General features: G+C 49.5%; 13 protein-coding genes. 11 read left to right on the top strand and 2 right to left on the bottom strand.

All coding sequences use genetic code 11. The annotated features are described in order from the left end of the window. Nucleotides 1-25: 25 nt before the first annotated feature. The 5 genes from ACFQ2T_RS14200 to adk all read left to right on the top strand — a co-directional run bounded on the left by ACFQ2T_RS14200 (nucleotide 26) and on the right by adk (nucleotide 6,322). The gene (locus ACFQ2T_RS14200) at nucleotides 26-2,410 is read left to right on the top strand and encodes an LPS-assembly protein LptD (protein WP_379035574.1); all 2,385 of its coding nucleotides are present in this window, start codon (nucleotides 26-28) and stop codon (nucleotides 2,408-2,410) included. Beyond that, nucleotides 2,407-3,726: a peptidylprolyl isomerase gene (locus tag ACFQ2T_RS14195; protein ID WP_379035572.1), complete on the top strand. Its 1,320-nt coding sequence runs from the start codon at nucleotides 2,407-2,409 to the stop codon at nucleotides 3,724-3,726. The genes ACFQ2T_RS14200 and ACFQ2T_RS14195 overlap by 4 nt, the downstream gene beginning before the upstream one ends. A 23-nt stretch (nucleotides 3,727-3,749) precedes the next feature. Next, nucleotides 3,750-4,745: a 4-hydroxythreonine-4-phosphate dehydrogenase PdxA gene (gene pdxA / locus ACFQ2T_RS14190; RefSeq protein ID WP_379035570.1), complete on the top strand. Its 996-nt coding sequence runs from the start codon at nucleotides 3,750-3,752 to the stop codon at nucleotides 4,743-4,745. Nucleotides 4,746-4,789: 44 nt separating this feature from the next. Further along, nucleotides 4,790-5,572 carry a 16S rRNA (adenine(1518)-N(6)/adenine(1519)-N(6))-dimethyltransferase RsmA gene (rsmA, locus tag ACFQ2T_RS14185; RefSeq protein ID WP_379035568.1) on the top strand — a complete coding sequence of 261 codons (783 nt, stop codon included), beginning with the start codon at nucleotides 4,790-4,792 and terminating at the stop codon, nucleotides 5,570-5,572. A gap of 96 nt (nucleotides 5,573-5,668) precedes the next feature. After that, nucleotides 5,669-6,322 (top strand): adenylate kinase, encoded by a 654-nt coding sequence (gene adk, locus ACFQ2T_RS14180; RefSeq protein WP_379035566.1) that lies wholly within the window; start codon nucleotides 5,669-5,671, stop codon nucleotides 6,320-6,322. Between the two features lie 75 nt (nucleotides 6,323-6,397). Here the strand turns inward: adk and ACFQ2T_RS14175 are convergent, their stop codons facing one another. Then, complete coding sequence (locus ACFQ2T_RS14175; protein WP_379035564.1) at nucleotides 6,398-8,590, bottom strand: TonB-dependent receptor family protein; 2,193 nt, start codon at nucleotides 8,588-8,590, stop codon at nucleotides 6,398-6,400. 299 nt (nucleotides 8,591-8,889) lie between these two features. Between ACFQ2T_RS14175 and leuS the strand changes: the two genes are divergently transcribed. From leuS to nadD, 5 genes are all read left to right on the top strand, one after another. Next, nucleotides 8,890-11,505, top strand: a complete 2,616-nt coding sequence (gene leuS, locus ACFQ2T_RS14170) for a leucine--tRNA ligase (RefSeq protein WP_379035561.1) — start codon at nucleotides 8,890-8,892, stop codon at nucleotides 11,503-11,505. 36 nt (nucleotides 11,506-11,541) lie between these two features. Further along, on the top strand, nucleotides 11,542-12,075 hold the full coding sequence (locus tag ACFQ2T_RS14165; RefSeq protein ID WP_379035559.1) for an LPS-assembly lipoprotein LptE: 534 nt from the start codon (nucleotides 11,542-11,544) through the stop codon (nucleotides 12,073-12,075). Nucleotides 12,076-12,079: 4 nt separating this feature from the next. Next, a complete protein-coding gene (gene holA / locus ACFQ2T_RS14160; protein WP_379035557.1) occupies nucleotides 12,080-13,114 on the top strand; it encodes a DNA polymerase III subunit delta in 1,035 nt (344 codons plus the stop codon). Nucleotides 13,115-13,153: 39 nt separating this feature from the next. After that, nucleotides 13,154-14,410: a glutamate-5-semialdehyde dehydrogenase gene (locus ACFQ2T_RS14155; RefSeq protein ID WP_379035555.1), complete on the top strand. Its 1,257-nt coding sequence runs from the start codon at nucleotides 13,154-13,156 to the stop codon at nucleotides 14,408-14,410. A 156-nt stretch (nucleotides 14,411-14,566) separates the two neighbouring features. After that, entirely contained in the window at nucleotides 14,567-15,208 is a 642-nt protein-coding gene (gene nadD, locus ACFQ2T_RS14150; RefSeq protein ID WP_379035553.1) for a nicotinate-nucleotide adenylyltransferase, read from the top strand. Nucleotides 15,209-15,319: 111 nt separating this feature from the next. Here nadD and ACFQ2T_RS14145 read toward each other — a convergent pair whose 3' ends face one another. After that, entirely contained in the window at nucleotides 15,320-15,889 is a 570-nt protein-coding gene (locus ACFQ2T_RS14145; protein ID WP_379035551.1) for a hemerythrin domain-containing protein, read from the bottom strand. A 455-nt stretch (nucleotides 15,890-16,344) separates the two neighbouring features. Between ACFQ2T_RS14145 and ACFQ2T_RS14140 the strand changes: the two genes are divergently transcribed. Beyond that, nucleotides 16,345-18,531, top strand: coding sequence for an EAL domain-containing protein (locus tag ACFQ2T_RS14140; RefSeq protein WP_379035548.1), 2,187 nt, complete (start codon nucleotides 16,345-16,347; stop codon nucleotides 18,529-18,531). The last annotated feature ends 2 nt before the right edge of the window (nucleotides 18,532-18,533 follow it).

Genomic DNA, 18,533 nt, shown 5'->3' with positions numbered 1-18,533 from the left:
CGGAGCCTACTGAAACTATCACTCTTTGACTAATTTGCAAGCTCATTCCTCCACTTCACGGGAGCGCGGCATACGCCTGATTCTGGCGCTGGTGGCGACCGGAACACTGACGTCCGTGCACTTGCAGGCTGAAGAAGGCAAAGCGCCACCTGTGGTGGTGGCCGAAAACGCCAGCTTGCCAGGCGCAGTCGAGATTGAGGGCGATACACTCAAATTGCGTATGGACAGACAAATGTGGGCCACTGGCAATGCCGTGATCCGCAAAGATGGCCAGCAAGTCACCGGTGACGAAATCCGTTATGACATGCAAAACGATGAGCTGCAGGTAGATGGCAATGCAGTAATTTCAGCGGGAACTACCACGATTAAAGGCCCCATGTTGCGCATGCGCCTGAGCGAAAACATCGGTGAAATGCGTGATGTGACAATCGAATTTAAAAGCGCACCTCCCAGACCGAGCAATCAAGACAGTAGCGCTTTACTAAACGACGAGGCCATTCTAATTAGTGACCCGAAACGATATCTTGAAGACAATGAGTCTTACAGTAACGAGGGAAACAAGACTTCATTCGATAATATCCGCGCTACAGCCAAGCAGGTATTTTTCGAGGGGCAAAATATCAAACGTTTGAAAAATGCAACATATACCTCTTGTGCTGCAGATGTAGATGATTGGTACATTAAAACCAATAGCTTAGAACTCAATGACTATACCCGTACCGGCGAAGCCATCAATGCATTTGTCGAATTTAAAGGCGTTCCTATCCTCTATACGCCATGGATGAGTTTCTCATATAACAATCAGCGTAAATCTGGTCTTTTAGCACCTCTGTGGGGAAGCACCTCGCGAAGCGGCTTTGAGCTATTAACCCCGTACTACATCAATATTCGTCCGGATATGGATGCCACTATCGCTACGCGTTTCCTAAGTAAGCGCGGCATGCAATTACAAGGTGAATTCCGTTATCTTGACGAGAGCTATTCCGGAATTAATAGTTTTGAGTATCTAGACAATGATAGCCAGACCGGGCAAACGCGCTTTTATGGAAAACTGACCCACCGTCAACAATTCAGCGACCATTGGTCAGGCGGTTACAATCTGGAAAAAGTTTCCGATGACAAATATTTTTCTGAAATGGCAACAAGGATCCAGGTTACATCACGTGTGAACCTGCCGCAAACGGCATTTGTCAACTATCTGGACGATCATTGGGCTTTTAATGGAACAGTAGAGCGTTATCAAAACTTGGACAATCTGTCTTATGTCTATCAAAGATTACCTCAACTTTCATTGTCATATGACAATAATTGGAAAGGTTTTAAAACACAAACCGCTGCGCAATATGTTTACTTTGACGCGATGAAAGAGATGGGAAATTCGGTGCCTAGTGGCAGTCGGTTGAGCTTCTACCCGTCTGTTTCTTATCCAGTTAAGAGCTCATATGCATATATATCGCCTAAAGTCGGCATTCACACTACCCAATATACGCTTACCAACAACACACCAGTTGGCTATACAGATGAACACAATCAATTACAGAGAACTTTACCTATAGTCAGCCTGGACTCCGGTTTATATTTTGACAGGCAAACAAGTCTGTTTGACAATCAATACACTCATACATTGGAGCCACGTGCTTATTATGTATATGTACCATATCGTGATCAGAGCAAAATCCCTATTTTTGATTCTTCACTTGCCACATTTAATCAAGACTCTATTTTTCTTGAAAATCAATTTATCGGTAACGACCGCATCAATAATGCAAACCACGTGACACTGGCAGTGACCAGCCGTTTGATCGATAGCGAAACAGGTATCGAACGACTCAGCGGCACCTTGGGCCAACGCCTGTATTTTGAAGATCAAAAGGTTTTTTTGCCGAATTCAACACCTGACGCACGCAAATCCTCTGACATCCTGGCAGCGTTTACTGCCCGTCTATCTAGCCGCCTCAATTTAGACACTTACTGGCAATACGACCCTGACCGCGGCAATATGGAGCGTAACAACTACTTGCTACGTTACAACCCTGAACCAGGCAAATCATTCAGTTTTGGCTATCGCTACACTGCAAATGTCCTTGAGCAATTTGATACCGCAGGCCAATGGCCATTAGGTTCCGGATGGTATGGCGTAGGCCGTTTGAATTACTCTATCCGTGACGGAAACGCGGTACAACTTCTGGCCGGGCTGGAGTATGATGCGGGTTGCTGGCAGGCCAGAGGCGTCATGCAACGTGTGCAAACGGCGACTGCTGACGCGAACTATGCGATGTTTTTTCAACTCGAACTGGGCGGGCTGACTTCTATCGGCGCCAACCCATTAAACGTTATCAAGCGCAATATCCCGACCTATATGCGCACCAATGACATACCGGGAATTTACAGAGACCAGAACACCCAATGATGAAATACTTATCAACATTTTTACCATCCGTTGTTGGCGTTGCGCTGTTGCTTGGCGTTACAGCGAATATCAGTGCAGCAGACAAAGCCCCTATCGAAAAGATGGACAGGATTATCGCGGTGGTGGATCAATCCGTGATCACTGAACGCGAAATGCTGGACCGCATGGAATCGGTCAAAGCGCAAATGATCAAAAAAGGCGTGGAATTACCGCCTGAAGATGTGTTGCAAAAGCAGATCCTGGAACGCCTGATTGTCGATAGCCTGCAATTACAGCTGGCAGGGCAAACAGGGATTAAAGTCGACGATGCACAACTGGATAAAACCATAGAGCGTATCGCCGAGCAGAACAAGTTGACCATGCCTGCCTTTAAAAAAGCGCTGGAAGAAGACGGCACCAAGTTTTACAAATTCCGTGAAGACATCCGTAATGACATCATCCTCACCCGTTTGCGCGAGCGTGATGTAGATAACAAGGTCAATATTTCCGAAGCTGAAATTGATAACTACCTGACGACTCAGGAAAAAGAAGGTGATCTGGACGAATTTAATATCTCCCAGATTCTGATCCGCCTGCCGGAAGACAGCTCGCCGGAAGATATCCAGAAAGCCAGGGCCCGTACCGAACAGGCGATCAAAGCCATGTCGGACGGCATGAGTTTTGAGAAAGCATCTGCCAATTTCTCCGACGCTCCGAATGCGCTTGAAGGTGGTGAACTCGGCTGGCGCAGTGGCCAGCAAATGCCTCCCCAGTTCGTAGAACTGATTAAAGGACTGGATGTCGGTGGTGTTTCACGCCCTATCCGTAGCGGCAGCGGTGTGCATATTTTCAAACTGAACGAAAGACGCGCAGGTGCCAGCACCTTGATCGTGGACCAAACCCACGTGCGCCACATCTTGCTGAAGCCGAATGAAGTACTGTCGGATAAAGAAGCCCAGCAAAAAATCGAATCCATCAAGGAACGTATCGATCACGGCACCCCTTTCCAGGACATGGCGCGTCAATACTCCGACGACGGCAGCTCTTCCAATGGCGGTGACTTGGGCTGGATCAACCCGGGCGATACCGTGCCGGTATTTGAAAAAGCCATGGCCGAACTGGCCCCTAATGAAGTGAGCTCGCCTGTACGCAGCCAGTTTGGCTGGCATATTATCCAGGTCATAGAGCGCCGCAAACAGGACATGTCCAAAGAATCCAAACGCCTGAAAGCGCGCCAGGAAATCCGCGCCCGCAAGGCAGAAGAAGCTTATAACGAGTGGATACACGAATTGCGAGACAAGGCGTTTGTCGAGTTACGTTTAGAAGACAAGTTTTAAATGGCAAGATATGGTCTAACTGGATGACCACACTCCCCCGTATTGCAATTACCGCTGGTGAGCCCGCCGGGATAGGCCTGGATATCTGTGTCAAACTCGCGCACACCGCAGTACCCGCCGCACTGGTCGTTTTGGCCGACCCGCATGCATTGCAAGCCAGGGCGGCACAATTAAACCTTCCCTTAACCCTGCACTGTTATAAAGACGTTGCGCCTGCACATGCGGGCGATGGCAGTTTATGTGTACTGCCTGTGCTGGCAGGTGCCACTGTCACAGCAGGCACGCTGGACCCGAAAAACAGCCCGTATGTATTAGCCATGCTAGACCAGGCCCGCGAAGGTTGCGAAGCAGATACGTTTGACGCCATGGTGACCGCCCCTGTGCATAAAGGCATTATCAATGATGCGGGCATTGCCTTTACCGGCCACACCGAATACCTGGCAGACACCACAGGCACGCCGCAAGTAGTCATGATGCTGGTTGGCGGCGGCATGCGAGTGGCTTTAGCCACCACCCACCTGCCGCTGACGCAAGTGAGCAATGCCATTACCCGCGAGTCATTGACCACCACCCTGCGCATTTTGCATCAAGACCTGGTGCAAAAGTTCGGCATCAGCAATCCCACCATTTATGTCGCTGGCCTGAATCCGCATGCCGGTGAGAATGGCTACCTAGGCGACGAAGAAATCAATACCATCAACCCTGTGCTGGATACCCTACGCGCAGAAGGCATGCAGCTGATGGGCGCATTGCCCGCTGACACCATGTTCTCACAGAAAAATCTGGCCAAGGCAGATGCGTTCCTGGCCATGTACCATGATCAGGGCCTCACCGTGCTCAAGCATGCCAGTTTTGGTGAAGGCGTGAATGTCACTCTGGGTTTGCCTATCATCCGCACCTCGGTGGACCATGGCACAGCGCTGGATATTGCTGGCACAGGTCAAGCCGATGTCGGCAGCATGCTCAGCGCCATCAACCTGGCCATTGAAATCGCACACAAACGCGTCGCAATTGACTAATCCAGCCTGCTGGCGCATCACACAATCCAAGAATATTCGAGCACATGAAACACCTAGCAAAAAAACGCTTCGGGCAAAACTTCCTCACTGACCAGGCAATTATCGGCAGCCTGATCACTGCGATCCAACCATCATCTGATGACCTAATGGTTGAAATCGGCCCTGGCCTGGGCGCCATGACGCAACCTTTAATCAAACAGCTTGATCACCTGCATGTAGTCGAGATAGACCGGGATATTATTCAGTGGATGCAGTCTTTCTACCCTGCCGAGAAAATCACCATACACAATTCGGATGTACTGAAGTTTGATTTCAGTACCATAGGCGAACGTATCCGCGTCGTGGGTAATTTGCCCTACAACATCTCCAGTCCTATCCTGTTCAAGCTGCTGGAAAACACTGCACAAATCATTGATATGCACTTTATGCTGCAAAAAGAAGTGGTAGAGCGCATGGTGGCAGCGCCCTCAACTTCCGAGTACGGACGCCTTTCGGTGATGTTGCAATACCGTTTGCAGATGGAATATCTGATCACCGTGCCGCCGGAGGCATTTGAACCAGCCCCTAAAGTAGAGTCTGCTTTTGTGCGTTGCGTACCGCATACACAACTCCCTTATCCGGCCAGCGATGAAGCGCTGTTTGCCAAAGTGGTGATGGCAGCGTTCGGCCAACGCCGTAAGACCTTGCGCAATACACTTAAAGGCCTGCTGGATGATGCCGGGTTTATTGCACTGGATATCGACTCGCAATTAAGAGCCGAAAATCTTAGCGTGGCCGAGTTTGTGACTATCAGCAATTTTGTTGCTGCTAATCCACTGACTGATTGAGTCTAGCCAATTAAGTTTAGGTCAATTGAATTAGGCCAGCTTTTTTTAGCCTGATATAATCCTTCTTTCCTCAAAAACAATCTTTTGGAGCATGACATGCGTTTGATTCTGCTGGGTGCACCCGGTGCCGGTAAAGGTACTCAGGCCACTTTCATCAAAGAAAAATACAATATTCCGCAAATTTCTACTGGTGATATGTTACGCGCAGCCGTGAAAGCAGGCACTCAGCTGGGCCTGGAAGCCAAAAAATTCATGGATGCGGGTGGCCTGGTCCCTGATGAAGTGATCATCGGCCTGGTGAAAGAGCGTATCAAAGATGCTGATTGCGCCAATGGTTTCCTGTTTGACGGTTTCCCGCGCACTATTCCGCAAGCGGAAGCCATGAAAAACGCAGGCGTCGCCATTGATTATGTGGTTGAGATCGATGTACCGGATGAAGCGATTGTAGAGCGCATGAGCGGCCGCCGCAGCCACCCTGCTTCCGGTCGTACTTACCATGTGAAATTCAACCCGCCTAAAGCTGAGGGTAAAGACGATGTCACCGGTGAAGAGCTGGTACAACGTGACGATGACAAGGAAGAAGTCGTGCTCAAGCGTTTACAGGTGTATCACGACCAGACCGAACAATTGATAGGCTACTATTCAGACTGGGCGAAATCCGGTGTCAGTGGCGCCCCACAATACGTCAAGGTCAACGGCCTGGGTGAGTTGAATGCCATCAAAGAAGAAATCTTTGCTGCATTGAAATAAGCTTAGCTTGAATTAAAAAAGCCCGCATTTAGCGGGCTTTTATTTTATCGAGAAATCAGATTGTTTTCACCTTCTCTAGAAGTCGTAGCGAATACCGCCGAATACCTGGCGCTGACGTCCTGCCACTTTACCGTCGACACGGCTAATCAAGTACTCTTTATCAGCCAGGTTATGACCACTGATAAAGTAAGTCAGCTTGGACCCGATTGCTCTGAAGTTGATAGACGCATTCAGCAAAGTATACGCAGGGATTTTACCTTCCTGGCCATCCAGACTTTCAATGGTAGTGTTATCGGGATCCACATATTGCTGGCTCACGTAATCCACACCAATGCGTGCGTTAATGCCGACTGGATGCTGATAACCAAAGTTGATGGAAGCGATATCGCGTGGTGCATAAGGCAAGCGATTGCCGCTTGTCGTTTCGTCAGTGCTCTTCTTGAATTTGGCAGTAAACAGGTTTGTATAATTACCAGCAATATAGAAATTATGCGGGCTGTCATAGATCCGGCCAAAATCCACCCTTGCTGCCAGTTCCAGACCAGTTTGCTGTGATTTACCGGCATTGATAAAATCACCTGCGTTTCTTTGAATCACGATCTCATCAAAATCGATATTGAACAATGTGGCTTCAAGACCAACGCCTTTAAAGTAAGAAGAACGCACACCAACTTCAGTATTGGTACTTTCTTCAGCACGCGTGCTGCTAATCGCGTCCAATCCTGCCAGATCATCAAAGTTGATATCACGTGAGGGTCTTGGTGGTGCAAATCCTCGGTGTATGCCGGCAAATACAGTGGTATTCGCGATGCCGTTCCAGGTGGTGCCTATGCCTGGCAACCATACGGTCTGGCTATTGGTTTTAGCAAACCCTTGTGGGTCGCCTTCTGCCTGCAACACATTGATTTTCTTTTTATAATCCTCAACACGCAAGCCTGGGGTCAATGTCCAGTCACCGAGGTAAAAAGTGTTTTGTGCATAGTAGGATTTCGCTTCAATATCAATCCGGATATCCTCCCTGAAAGATCCGAATGCCTTGGCATACGATAAGCTTTGTGCTCTAGGATCGCCATCCCTGAACTGCTGGCGCTTGTTACCTTCTTCATGGTAACGGAAACCAACAACTGCTGAGCTATCAATCCCAAACAAGCTATGTTTAATATCTAAACGAGGTTCAAACCCGTAATAATCATAACTTCTGGGACGATGACGGCCTCCACATTGCGCTGCATTCGCGACGGTTGCAGGACCTAGACTTTCACACCTGTCCATCACCGAAACACCGGTTTGCGTGTCGTCGTTTAAAGTACCGGGTGCATTGATTTGCCTGAAGGAAGTTCTGAATGCATCCACATAATATGCATTCGTGGTTAAGGTAGCATTGGCATTGATATCGAATATATGTTGCAACTGTAATGACTTGCGCTCGTATTCAAACTTGTCATTTTTTCCGGTAGGTGCCTGGTATTTGTCCTGCGCGTATTCGATGGCGCCTAAACCGGTTTCGGATACGTGGGAATTCTCTTCATAGTACCCGACTTTTGCAATGATTCTCTGGCTTTCAGTCAGGTTCAACTGACCTTTCACCATCAGCTCGCGCATTTCAAAGTCATGGTTCTTGCGGATACCATCGCCTTTTTTCTGTATCGCATCAATCATGATGCCGCCCTGCTCGCCACCCACACCAAGGTTTGCGGCAAATCCGGTAAAGTCATTGTTACCCGCCATACCGGTGACACTTCCTTCAAATCCGTTTTTGGGCACTGGCTTGGTCACAAAGTTGATCATGCCGCCTACCGTTTGCGGGCCGTATAAAATCTGGCCAGAGCCTTTAACAACTTCGATGCGTTGAACGCGTTCGATTGGGGTTGTGTAATGGGCCGAAGGGTCACCATATGGCCCCAGAAATAATGGCATGCCATCTTCCATCAGCAAGGTGCGTGATGTACGTCTTGGGTCCATGCCTCTGACCCCGATATTGACGCCCAGGCCAAATGTATTCTCACCAACAATATGTATGCCTGGCACATTATTGATAGCCTCCTGCAGCGAAAACGGCCTGCGTTCATTCAGCGCTTTTTCATCAACAACGCTATATGAACCAGGCACCGTTTCCAGGCGGTCCGGCAAAATACCTTTTACTACGACTGAATCGACTTCTAAAGTATCAGTTTGATTTCCCTGTGTTTCTGCAAAACCGTTTGAAACATTGACACCCATCGCTACTGCAGTGGCAGCGAATATGATTTTTTTATTAGTTGTGTACATCCTCTTCGTCCTCTTGTGATAAAAATGACGGGGAAGACTAAGCAACATTTACACCAATGCAATTGAGATAATCATTATCTCGTTGATTTATTTATGCAAATATACTTACAAACTGAAATTCCTCTGCAAAAAAATTAAAACAGGGCATTAATACCGGTTTATATAAACCAATCAGGAAACCTGTTGGTTTATATCAGCCTATATGAATGTTTCCTTCGCGCCTGTCATGCCGGTCACAAACAACAAGCCGCAGGGTTCTCAGGTATAATTATTGTTTTCGTCATCGCGTCCCGGTCCCCATGCAACAGCAGTATCCATATAAAGAAGTCGAACAACAGGCACAGCAATTCTGGGGCGCCAGACAAAGCTTTTTAGCCAAACCGGAAAGCAGCAAACCCAAGTACTACTGTTTGTCCATGTTCCCTTACCCTAGCGGCAAGCTGCATATGGGCCATGTGCGTAATTACACCATCGGCGATGTACTCAGCCGCTACCACCACATGAAGGGCTTCAACGTGTTGCAGCCTATGGGTTGGGATGCGTTTGGCCTGCCGGCAGAAAATGCTGCGATCCAGAACAAGGTACCGCCAGCGCAATGGACCTATGACAACATTGCCTATATGCGTAAACAATTACAGTCACTCGGCTTTGCCATTGACTGGAGCCGTGAACTGGCAACTTGCCAGCCTGAATATTACAAATGGAACCAGTGGCTATTCCTGCGCATGCTTGAAAAAGGCATTGCCTACAAAAAAACCCAGGTAGTCAACTGGGACCCGGTAGACCAGACTGTACTTGCCAATGAGCAGGTCATTGATGGCCGCGGCTGGCGTACTGGCGCGCTGGTCGAAAAACGCGAGATCCCCGGCTATTACCTGAACATCACCGGCCACGCCCAGCAGTTGCTGGATGATCTGGATAAACTGCCAGGCTGGCCTGAACGTGTCAAAACCATGCAGGCCAACTGGATAGGTAAAAGTGTGGGCGTGCGTTTTGCGTTTCCGCACACCATTCAAAATAATGAAGGCAAATTGATTGATGATGGCAAACTGTGGGTATTCACCACGCGTGCCGACACTATCATGGGGGTGACTTTCTGTGCAGTCGCTGCCGAGCACCCGTTAGCCACGTATGCCGCACAAAACAACCCGGCTTTGCAAGCCTTTATCGATCAATGCAAGCAAGGTTCAGTCATGGAAGCCGATATGGCGACCATGGAAAAAGAAGGCATGGATACCGGCCTGACCGTGACGCATCCGGTGACTGGTGAACAGGTGCCGGTATGGGTAGGCAACTACGTGTTGATGACTTACGGCGAAGGTGCCGTGATGGCGGTGCCTGCGCATGACGAGCGTGATTTTGGCTTTGCCAAAAAATATAGCCTGCCGATCAAGCAGGTCATCAGCGTGATGGATCAATCCTTTGACAACAGTGCCTGGCAGGAATGGTACGGCGAGAAAAGCAAAGGCGTTTGCATTTACTCCGGCAAATACAACGACCTGAATTATGCGCAAGCGGTAGATGCAGTGGCTGCTGACCTGTCGGAAAAAGACTTGGGCGGCAAACAGACCAACTGGCGCCTGCGTGACTGGGGTATTTCCCGCCAACGCTACTGGGGTTGCCCTATCCCTATTATCCATTGCGACAGCTGTGGCAGCGTACCGGTGCCGGATGACCAGTTGCCGGTCAAATTGCCGGAAGATTGCGTGCCTGATGGTTCCGGCAATCCGCTCAACAAACGCGAAGACTTTTTGAATTGTGCCTGCCCCAGCTGTGGCAAACCGGCCAAGCGTGAAACCGACACCATGGATACCTTTGTCGATTCCAGCTGGTATTACGCACGCTATGCGTCAGGCTTCAGCGCAGACGCTATGGTCGATGCACAAACCAACCACTGGATGCCGGTAGATCAGTACATAGGCGGTATTGAACATGCCATCCTGCATCTGCTGTATTCGCGCTTCTGGAGCAAGGTCATGCGCGACCTGGGCCTGGTCAATTATGACGAGCCGTTTGCCAACCTGCTCACGCAGGGCATGGTGCTCAACCATATTTTCTCTCGTCGTACAGCCAAAGGCGGCATTGAGTATTTTGCGCCTGAAGAAGTCGAACTGATCCAGGATGAGAACGGCAAGACTACCGGTGCCAAACTGGTTGCCGATGGCTCGACCATTGATTACCAGGGCATAGGCACCATGTCCAAATCCAAGCGTAATGGTGTCGATCCACAGTCACTGATCGAACAATACGGCGCCGACACTGCCCGCTTCTTCATGATGTTCGCTGCACCTCCGGAGCAAACGCTGGAATGGTCTGACAGCGGTGTGGAAGGCTCGCACCGTTTCCTGAAACGCGTGTGGAATTACGGCTACAGCCTGTCTGAAACATCAGCGTCTGAAATGCCTAACAAACTGACTGGCGAACTGGCTAACCACAGACGCGAGATTCATACGTTATTGAAACAGGCCAATGTCGACCTGGCCAAGCTTCAATTCAACACTGTGGCTTCCGCCTGCATGAAGATCCTGAATACGCTGGAAAAAGTACAGAAAGACGCAGAAAAAGACTGGTCAGCCGTGGCTTTTGAAGGCTACAGTATTCTGTTACGCGTGCTGTCACCTATCGCCCCGCATATTGCCCAAGTCATGTGGCAAACACTGGACCTGGGCGAAGATATCCTGGCTGCCAAATGGCCGGAGCCTGCCAATTCGGCACTTGTACAGGACGAGGTGGAATATGTCGTGCAGGTGAATGGCAAGCTGCGCGGCAGTATCAATATTCCCAAGAGTATGGCAAAAGAACAGATTGAAGCGACCGCAGTCAACCAGGATTTTGTGCAGAAATTCCTGAATGAAGGCAGCGTTAAAAAAATCATTGTTGTGCCAAACAAATTGATTAATATCGTCGTTGGCTAGCCCATACTGGCGTTGAATATCGTAGAAAGGATGACCATGCTGCTTTCCCGCCTGACACCAAGCTTGCTGACCCGGTTTTCAATGACCAGGTTTCTGCAACATTGTGGCTGGGTGGTTTTACTGGCAGCACTGTCTTCCTGCGGCTTTCAGCTGCGCCAGCCATCGCCGATTGCGTTTAAAACCATACATATTTCCGGCAGCGCTATCATCTACCCCCAATTACGCAAAGCGCTGACCGAGCAGGGTATTAAACTGGTCGAGAGCGCCGAGGGTGCCGAGTTACAACTTGAACTGTTGAAGGAAGAAAACGAGCAACGTATTCTTTCCCTGAGCGGTACCGGTGTGGTGCGGGAATATGAGCTGTACTACCGTGTGCAATACCGGACAAAACTGACAGGTGAGCCTGTATGGAGCCTCCCTTTGATAATGGAAGGCCGCCGCGATTACATCTACAACGACGCAAACCTGCTGGCCAAGCTGGCTGAACAAAAACTCCTGATTGAACGCATGCAGACCGATGTTCTGAATGGGATATTGCGTCGCCTTTCAGCATTGAAAAAAGCCGAGTAAGCGAATGCGCATCCAGGCTGCGCAACTGGCACAACATCTGCCACCCAAACAGCATCTATACGTGCTGGCGGGTGACGAGCCTTTATCCATTACCGAATCCCTTGATCAAATTCGTGCCGCAGCCAGGCAGCATGGCGCGCAGGAACGCGCCAGCTTTTCTGTAGAGCGCTACTTCAACTGGGGCCAGGTCAGCCAGTTTTTGCAAAGCTTCTCCCTGTTTGCCGAACAACGCATACTCGAAATCAATATCCCGACCGGCAAACCCGGTGTTGAAGGCGCTAAAGCCCTGCAACAACTGGCAGAGCTGCCAGCAGCTGATACCACCATCATCATCACCCTGCCCGCGCCTGACCGCGACATGACCAACAGCGCCTGGTATGAAGCACTGTTACAACAAGGTGTTGTGCTGATTCATAACCAGGTACCGCTTGCGCAACTGCCGGACTGGATAGGCCAGCGGCTTGCGATGCAACAACAGTCCGCAGATGAAGTCTCACGCCGTTTTATTGCCGAACAGGTAGAAGGTAATTTACTGGCCGCGCACCAGGAAATCCAGAAACTGGGATTGCTGTATCCGGCAGGCCCATTATCTGAAGAAGCGATCCGCCAATGCGTACTCAATGTGGCACGATTCGATGTGTCGCAACTGGGTGAAGCCATGCTGCATGGCGACCAGAGCCGTATCCTGCGCATTATCGAAGGCCTGCGTGAAGAAGGCGAAACCGCCGTTACGGTGATGAACCCGCTGGTGTGGTTATTCCGCCCGTTACTACAAGTGCGCATCGCCATGCAAAGCGGGCAATCCATGCAGAATGCCTTTACCCAGGCCCGACTGTTTGGTGACCGCCAGCAATTAGTTAAACGCGCGCTGGAATTTTTACCGCAAAAGCATATCGAAGCAGCACTGCAAAAATTGTCAGACATAGACCGCATGGCAAAAGGCGTAGGTGATGGCGATGCCTGGCTGGAGTTATCGAGGCTGTGTACCGGCATTGCGCGTATGGCGGCCAGCAAGTCGGCCAGGGCAAGAGCACGCTAACATTCAGGGTAAAGCTGGTTTAGGATAAAATAACAAGTTATGGACATTCAACACTACATGAAGCAACTGGGAGAGCAGGCCCGCGCCGCCTCCCGTTTGATGGCGAAGGCGGATACTAATACCAAGAATCAGGCGCTGCGCAACATTGCCAGCCTGATCCGCCATCACGAAAAAGCCCTGCTCGCCGCCAACCAGCAAGACCTGGACGCGGCAAAAGCCAATGGTATGGAAGCTGCCATGCTGGATCGCCTGGCCTTGAGCGAAAAATCAGTGGCGACCATGGCAGAAGGCCTGGAACAAATCGCCAGCCTGCCTGACCCTATCGGCGAGATGAGCAACTTCAAATACCGCCCTTCCGGCATCCAGATCGGCCAGATGCGTGTACCTCTGGGCGTGATCGGTATCATTTACGAAGCCCGCCCGAATGTGACAGTGGATGCAGCCGGTTTGTGTATCAAATCCGGCAACGCCTGTATTTTGCGTGGCGGTTCTGAAGCCATTCATTGTAATCAGGCACTGGCCAAGCTCGTCCATCAAGGTCTGCAACAAGCCGGTTTGCCGCAAGCTGCCGTGCTGGTGGTCGAAACTACTGACCGTGCTGCCGTTGGCGAACTGATCACCATGAAACAATATGTGGATGTGATCGTGCCACGCGGTGGTAAAGGCCTGATCGAGCGTATCAGCAATGAAGCCCGCATACCGGTGATCAAACATCTGGATGGCAACTGCCATATCTATGTGGATGATGAAGCCGACCTGGAGAAAGCCGTTCGCATCCTGGAAAACGCCAAGACCCAGCGCCTGGGCACTTGCAACACTGCCGAGTCACTACTGGTAGCGCGTAGCATTGCGCCAACCGCCCTGCCTAAACTGGCGGAAATGCTCATTAGCAAAGGCATAGAAATCCGTGGTTGTGAAGAGACACTCGCACTGGTGCCACAAGCGATTGCGGCGACAGAAGAAGACTATTACACCGAATACCTCGATGCGATCATCTCCTGCAAAGTGGTGAGCGGGCTGGAACAGGCGATCACGCATATCAACCAGCATTCCAGCCAGCATACGGAAGCGATCGTGACCGAGAACTATACCAAAGCGCGCCAGTTCCTGCGTGAAGTGGATTCCAGCAGCGTGATGGTTAACGCCTCTACCCGCTTTGCCGATGGCTTTGAATATGGCTTTGGCGCGGAGATCGGTATTTCTACCGACAAACTGCATGCGCGCGGGCCTGTGGGTCTGGATGGATTGACGTCGCTGAAGTATATCGTCCTCGGTGACGGCCACGTTCGCGCTTAAGCAATTGCATGAATCGAGCGCTTCACGGCGTTGCGCGGTGCTCGAAATCCTCATGTACTATTTGTACATTCCGGTTTCTGCGCTCCGTGCGCCTTGTGCTGGAACTCGATTGATGCAATTTGATTATTGATTGATGTGCCGGAAGAATCATTAAAAATGGAAATCATCGGACTGTTCGGCGGTACATTTAACCCCATCCATAACGGCCACCTAGCACTCGCGCTAAGCGTCCTGAATACCCTGAATTGCAGCCATATCCGTTTTCTTCCGGCTGCCATCCCGCCACACAAAGCCATTCCTGCAGTCACCGCGCAACATAGAGCAAATATGGTGCAGCTGGCGATTGCTGATCATCCTGAATTTATCCTGGATACCTGCGAACTTGATCGCCAGGGCCCATCCTATACCATAGAAACATTGCACTTATTGCGCAACCGCCTGCCGGATCAGGCATTGTGTTTGATCATAGGACAAGACAGTTACCTCAAACTGCCTAGCTGGCATCGCTGGCTGGAACTGCTCGATTACTGCCATTTACTGGTCGTGCATAGAGCAGATACTGAACACAAGTTACAACTGCATGCCGAACACGAAAACAGGCTGGTGGATATTGCTAACGCAGCAGAGCGATTTGCTGAAAATACGCATGGCTTTATCAGTTACCTGCCTGTGACCCCGCCGGATATTTCATCCACGCGCATTCGTGAAGCCTTAGCTCATGCTGAGATTGCATCCATCCCTGGAATACCCGAAAAAGTGCTGCATTACATCAAAGCCAATCATTTATACCAATCGTAAAATTCCCGCATTTTCAAAACCAATAGACCATGTAAAGAAAAAGACCCGGGAAATTATCCCCGGGTCTTTTCTAAGTAACTTTGAAAGCAGGCATACGCCTATTCAAAAGTATTAGTGTGTTGATGGCACGCCAATGAGTGTTTTCAGTTCCTGGGCGTTGATTTCGCCATTGGCACCATGCACTTTGCTCAGAATTTCTTCCTTGCGGGCGGTAAAAGTCACTGCCAGCGCGCGCAGGTCCAATTCCTTTGATTTCCTTACCTCAGGAAACATTTCTTCCTCTTCTTCATCCACATGGTGATTAATGTACTCACCAAGCACGGTGACTTTTGCATCGTACATTTCGTCTTCAGGGTCCATGTCCTGAATTTGAGCCATCAATTCTTTTGCACTTTCATGCTCAACGATGCCTTCATTAATCATCGCATCATCTTCGGTAGCGGCGCGTGCACCAGGGTAGAAAATTTCTTCTTCGGCAATGGTATGTGCAATCAGTTCTAAACAGATTTTATTGGCAATGCTGACCTTGCCTTCGGTATCGCCTTTTTCGGCAAGCTTGTCAAACTGCTTGAACATTTTTTTGACCTCGTCATGGTCATGTTTCAGCAATACGATCACATCGTGTTTAACGGCAGTTACTGGTGTCGCTTTTTTTGATGGCTCATTTGATACTGTTCTCATGGTAAATCTCCTGGTAAGTGGCAATTTTTAAATTCAGCCATCCGCCTATCGAATGACTTGTTTTATTAGGCTCAATCATGCGGGCTTACCTGCAAACGTACTATGCATTTTCTTCTGAATTTGCTGTAGGAAGAATCGCACGGGTTCCAGTTGCGTTTTTATACCTGACGATTTCCTCATCCCAGGAATTAACATCCATACGCTCAACTCACACTCCCGATTTAAAAAGAGTGCTATGAAATATGGCTGTTTCCAGATAAAAATAAATATAATGATCAATATACAACCAACCCATGCGCTTATTCACTCTCTACAGGCATTGACATCAACACAGCCTGATTGAAATCACCGCAATGCCAAGGACTTAAAAGAAGATGGGATCAGACGACCGCTTCAGCGCATCTCGCTTACGGAGGCTTAAACAGCTGGCCTTGGCCATTGCTACATGTGTATCAATGTTGGCTTTCGCTGAAGAAGTGCTGCCTAACCATATTCCGGAAGTGAGCCTGATTCCACCTCTCCCGCTGTCGCAACAGGAAAGGGCATGGATCAAAGAGCATCCTGGTGTCAGGGTCGCCGTGAAAAGTGGCTGGATGCCGATCGAGTTTCAGTTGGAAAACCAGAAACATACCGGCATTTCGGTGGATTACCTGGAGCAGATCAGCCTGCTGACAGGGCTTACGTTTACCATTGTTGATTATCACCCCAACATCAACGCCAATGAAGTCGAATTCATGACCGGCATCCGTGGCAAAAACTATCCTGAAGGTTTCCAGCTGGTAGCCACACCCTACCTGGAAACGACCAATGCGATTTACGTGGCCGCTAAAAGTGGCCTCTCTCCGGGCAATAGCAACCTGAACCAGTTATCCCAGAAAACCGTGGCGGTATTCAGGAGTGGTCCACTGGCACGCGAACTGAAAACTTCCGTGCCTGATATCAACCTGAAGCTGGTGGATATCGCAGACGACGCTTTTGAATACCTGCATGCGCAGGAAGTAGATGCCTATATCGGTAACGAACTGGTGCTGGATTACCATATCGATTACCACAGGATCAAATCGGTTACAAAAAGCGGTGTCACGCCCATCACCAGCAAAGTCTATCTGGCGGTCAGCAAAGAACACCCCTTGCTGCAAAGCATCCTCAATAAAGCCATCCTGCAAATCGGCACCAACCAGCCGGAGATTTTAAATACCTGGAAAATCCAGGCCGAGAATCCGTTTACCAAATACCTGATCACCGCTATTTCCTTTTTTGCAGTGGTGCTGCTATTCCAACTCATTAAGCTCTATAAATCAAGCAAAAAACAGGCGCACGAATCCGAACAGAAAATCTGGTTCCAGGCCAATCACGACTTTCTCACCCAGCTGCCTAACCGCTACTTCCTCAAGACCCAGCTCTCGCAGGCTTTGCATCAATCAGAAATCAGCCTGAGTAACATAGGCGTGATCATTATCGACCTGGATAACTTCAAGGAAATCAATGATACGGCAGGCCATGCCATTGGCGATGAAGTGCTGATCAAAGTGGCCGCACGCATCAACGCCATTATCGCGCCGCCCAATATCATGGCCCGCTTTGGCGGCGATGAGTTTTTGATCCTGATGCAGGAAAACCCTGATGCAGAAGCATTAAATACTTTCTGTGCCAGGTTGATCGAGGTCATGGAAGCACCGTTCAAGATTCAGCAAAAGTCATTTCTGGTGTCTATCAGCATAGGTGCTTCACGCTTCCCCGAGAACAGCCGCAATGTAGAAGAACTGATCATGTTTGCGGATGAAGCCATGTACCAGGCCAAACGCACCGGCAAGAATAAATTCATCCTGTTTAATGAAAACATGCATGATGTATTTACCAAGCGCACCCAGCTAGGCAACGAATTAAGGCATGCGGTGGAAAGGCACCAGCTATACCTGCAATACCAGCCGATATTCAATCTGCACAACCAGCATTGCGAGAAAGTAGAAGCCCTGCTGCGCTGGTATCACCCTGAATTCGGCACCGTGCCACCCAATGTATTTATCAGCATTGCCGAAGAGAACGGCAGCATTATCGAGATTGGCGAATGGGTGTTTCAACAAGTGATGAGTGATTTCACAAAACTGACCAGACACTTTGGCGATATTGAAATCTGCATCAACCTGTCGCCGATCCAATTTGCGCAATCAGAATGCATCCACCAATTTATTGCCAACATCCGCAGCCGCAATATCCCCGGCACACATTTCTGTTTTGAAATCACCGAAGGCCTGTTACTGGAGCCTTCCAATCATGTGATTGATAACCTGAACAAGATCAATGAACATGGCATCCGCCTGGCGCTGGATGATTTTGGCACCGGCTACTCATCGCTGGCTTACCTCAACAAGTTCAAGATTGATTACGTCAAGATCGATAGGTCATTTATCAGCAATATCACGGAAAACGCCAACGACCTCGCCTTGTGCAAAACCATTATTTATATGGGTAAACAACTCAATATCAGGCTGATCGCAGAAGGCGTGGAAACGCTGGCGCAGGAGAATTTACTGAAAGAAATGGGTTGTGATTACTCACAAGGTTTCTACCGCGCGCGGCCCATTACCATCCGCGATCTGTCACCCGAAAATAGAGAAGCCGGTACTAACTCTTTAGCGTAAGC

Origin of the sequence: Methylophilus flavus, assembly GCF_042678905.1 — a bacterium.
In the GTDB taxonomy this organism is placed as follows: domain Bacteria; phylum Pseudomonadota; class Gammaproteobacteria; order Burkholderiales; family Methylophilaceae; genus Methylophilus; species Methylophilus flavus.
Note: the sequence above shows the minus strand (reverse complement) of the source record. Positions and strands in the feature narration are given on the sequence as shown.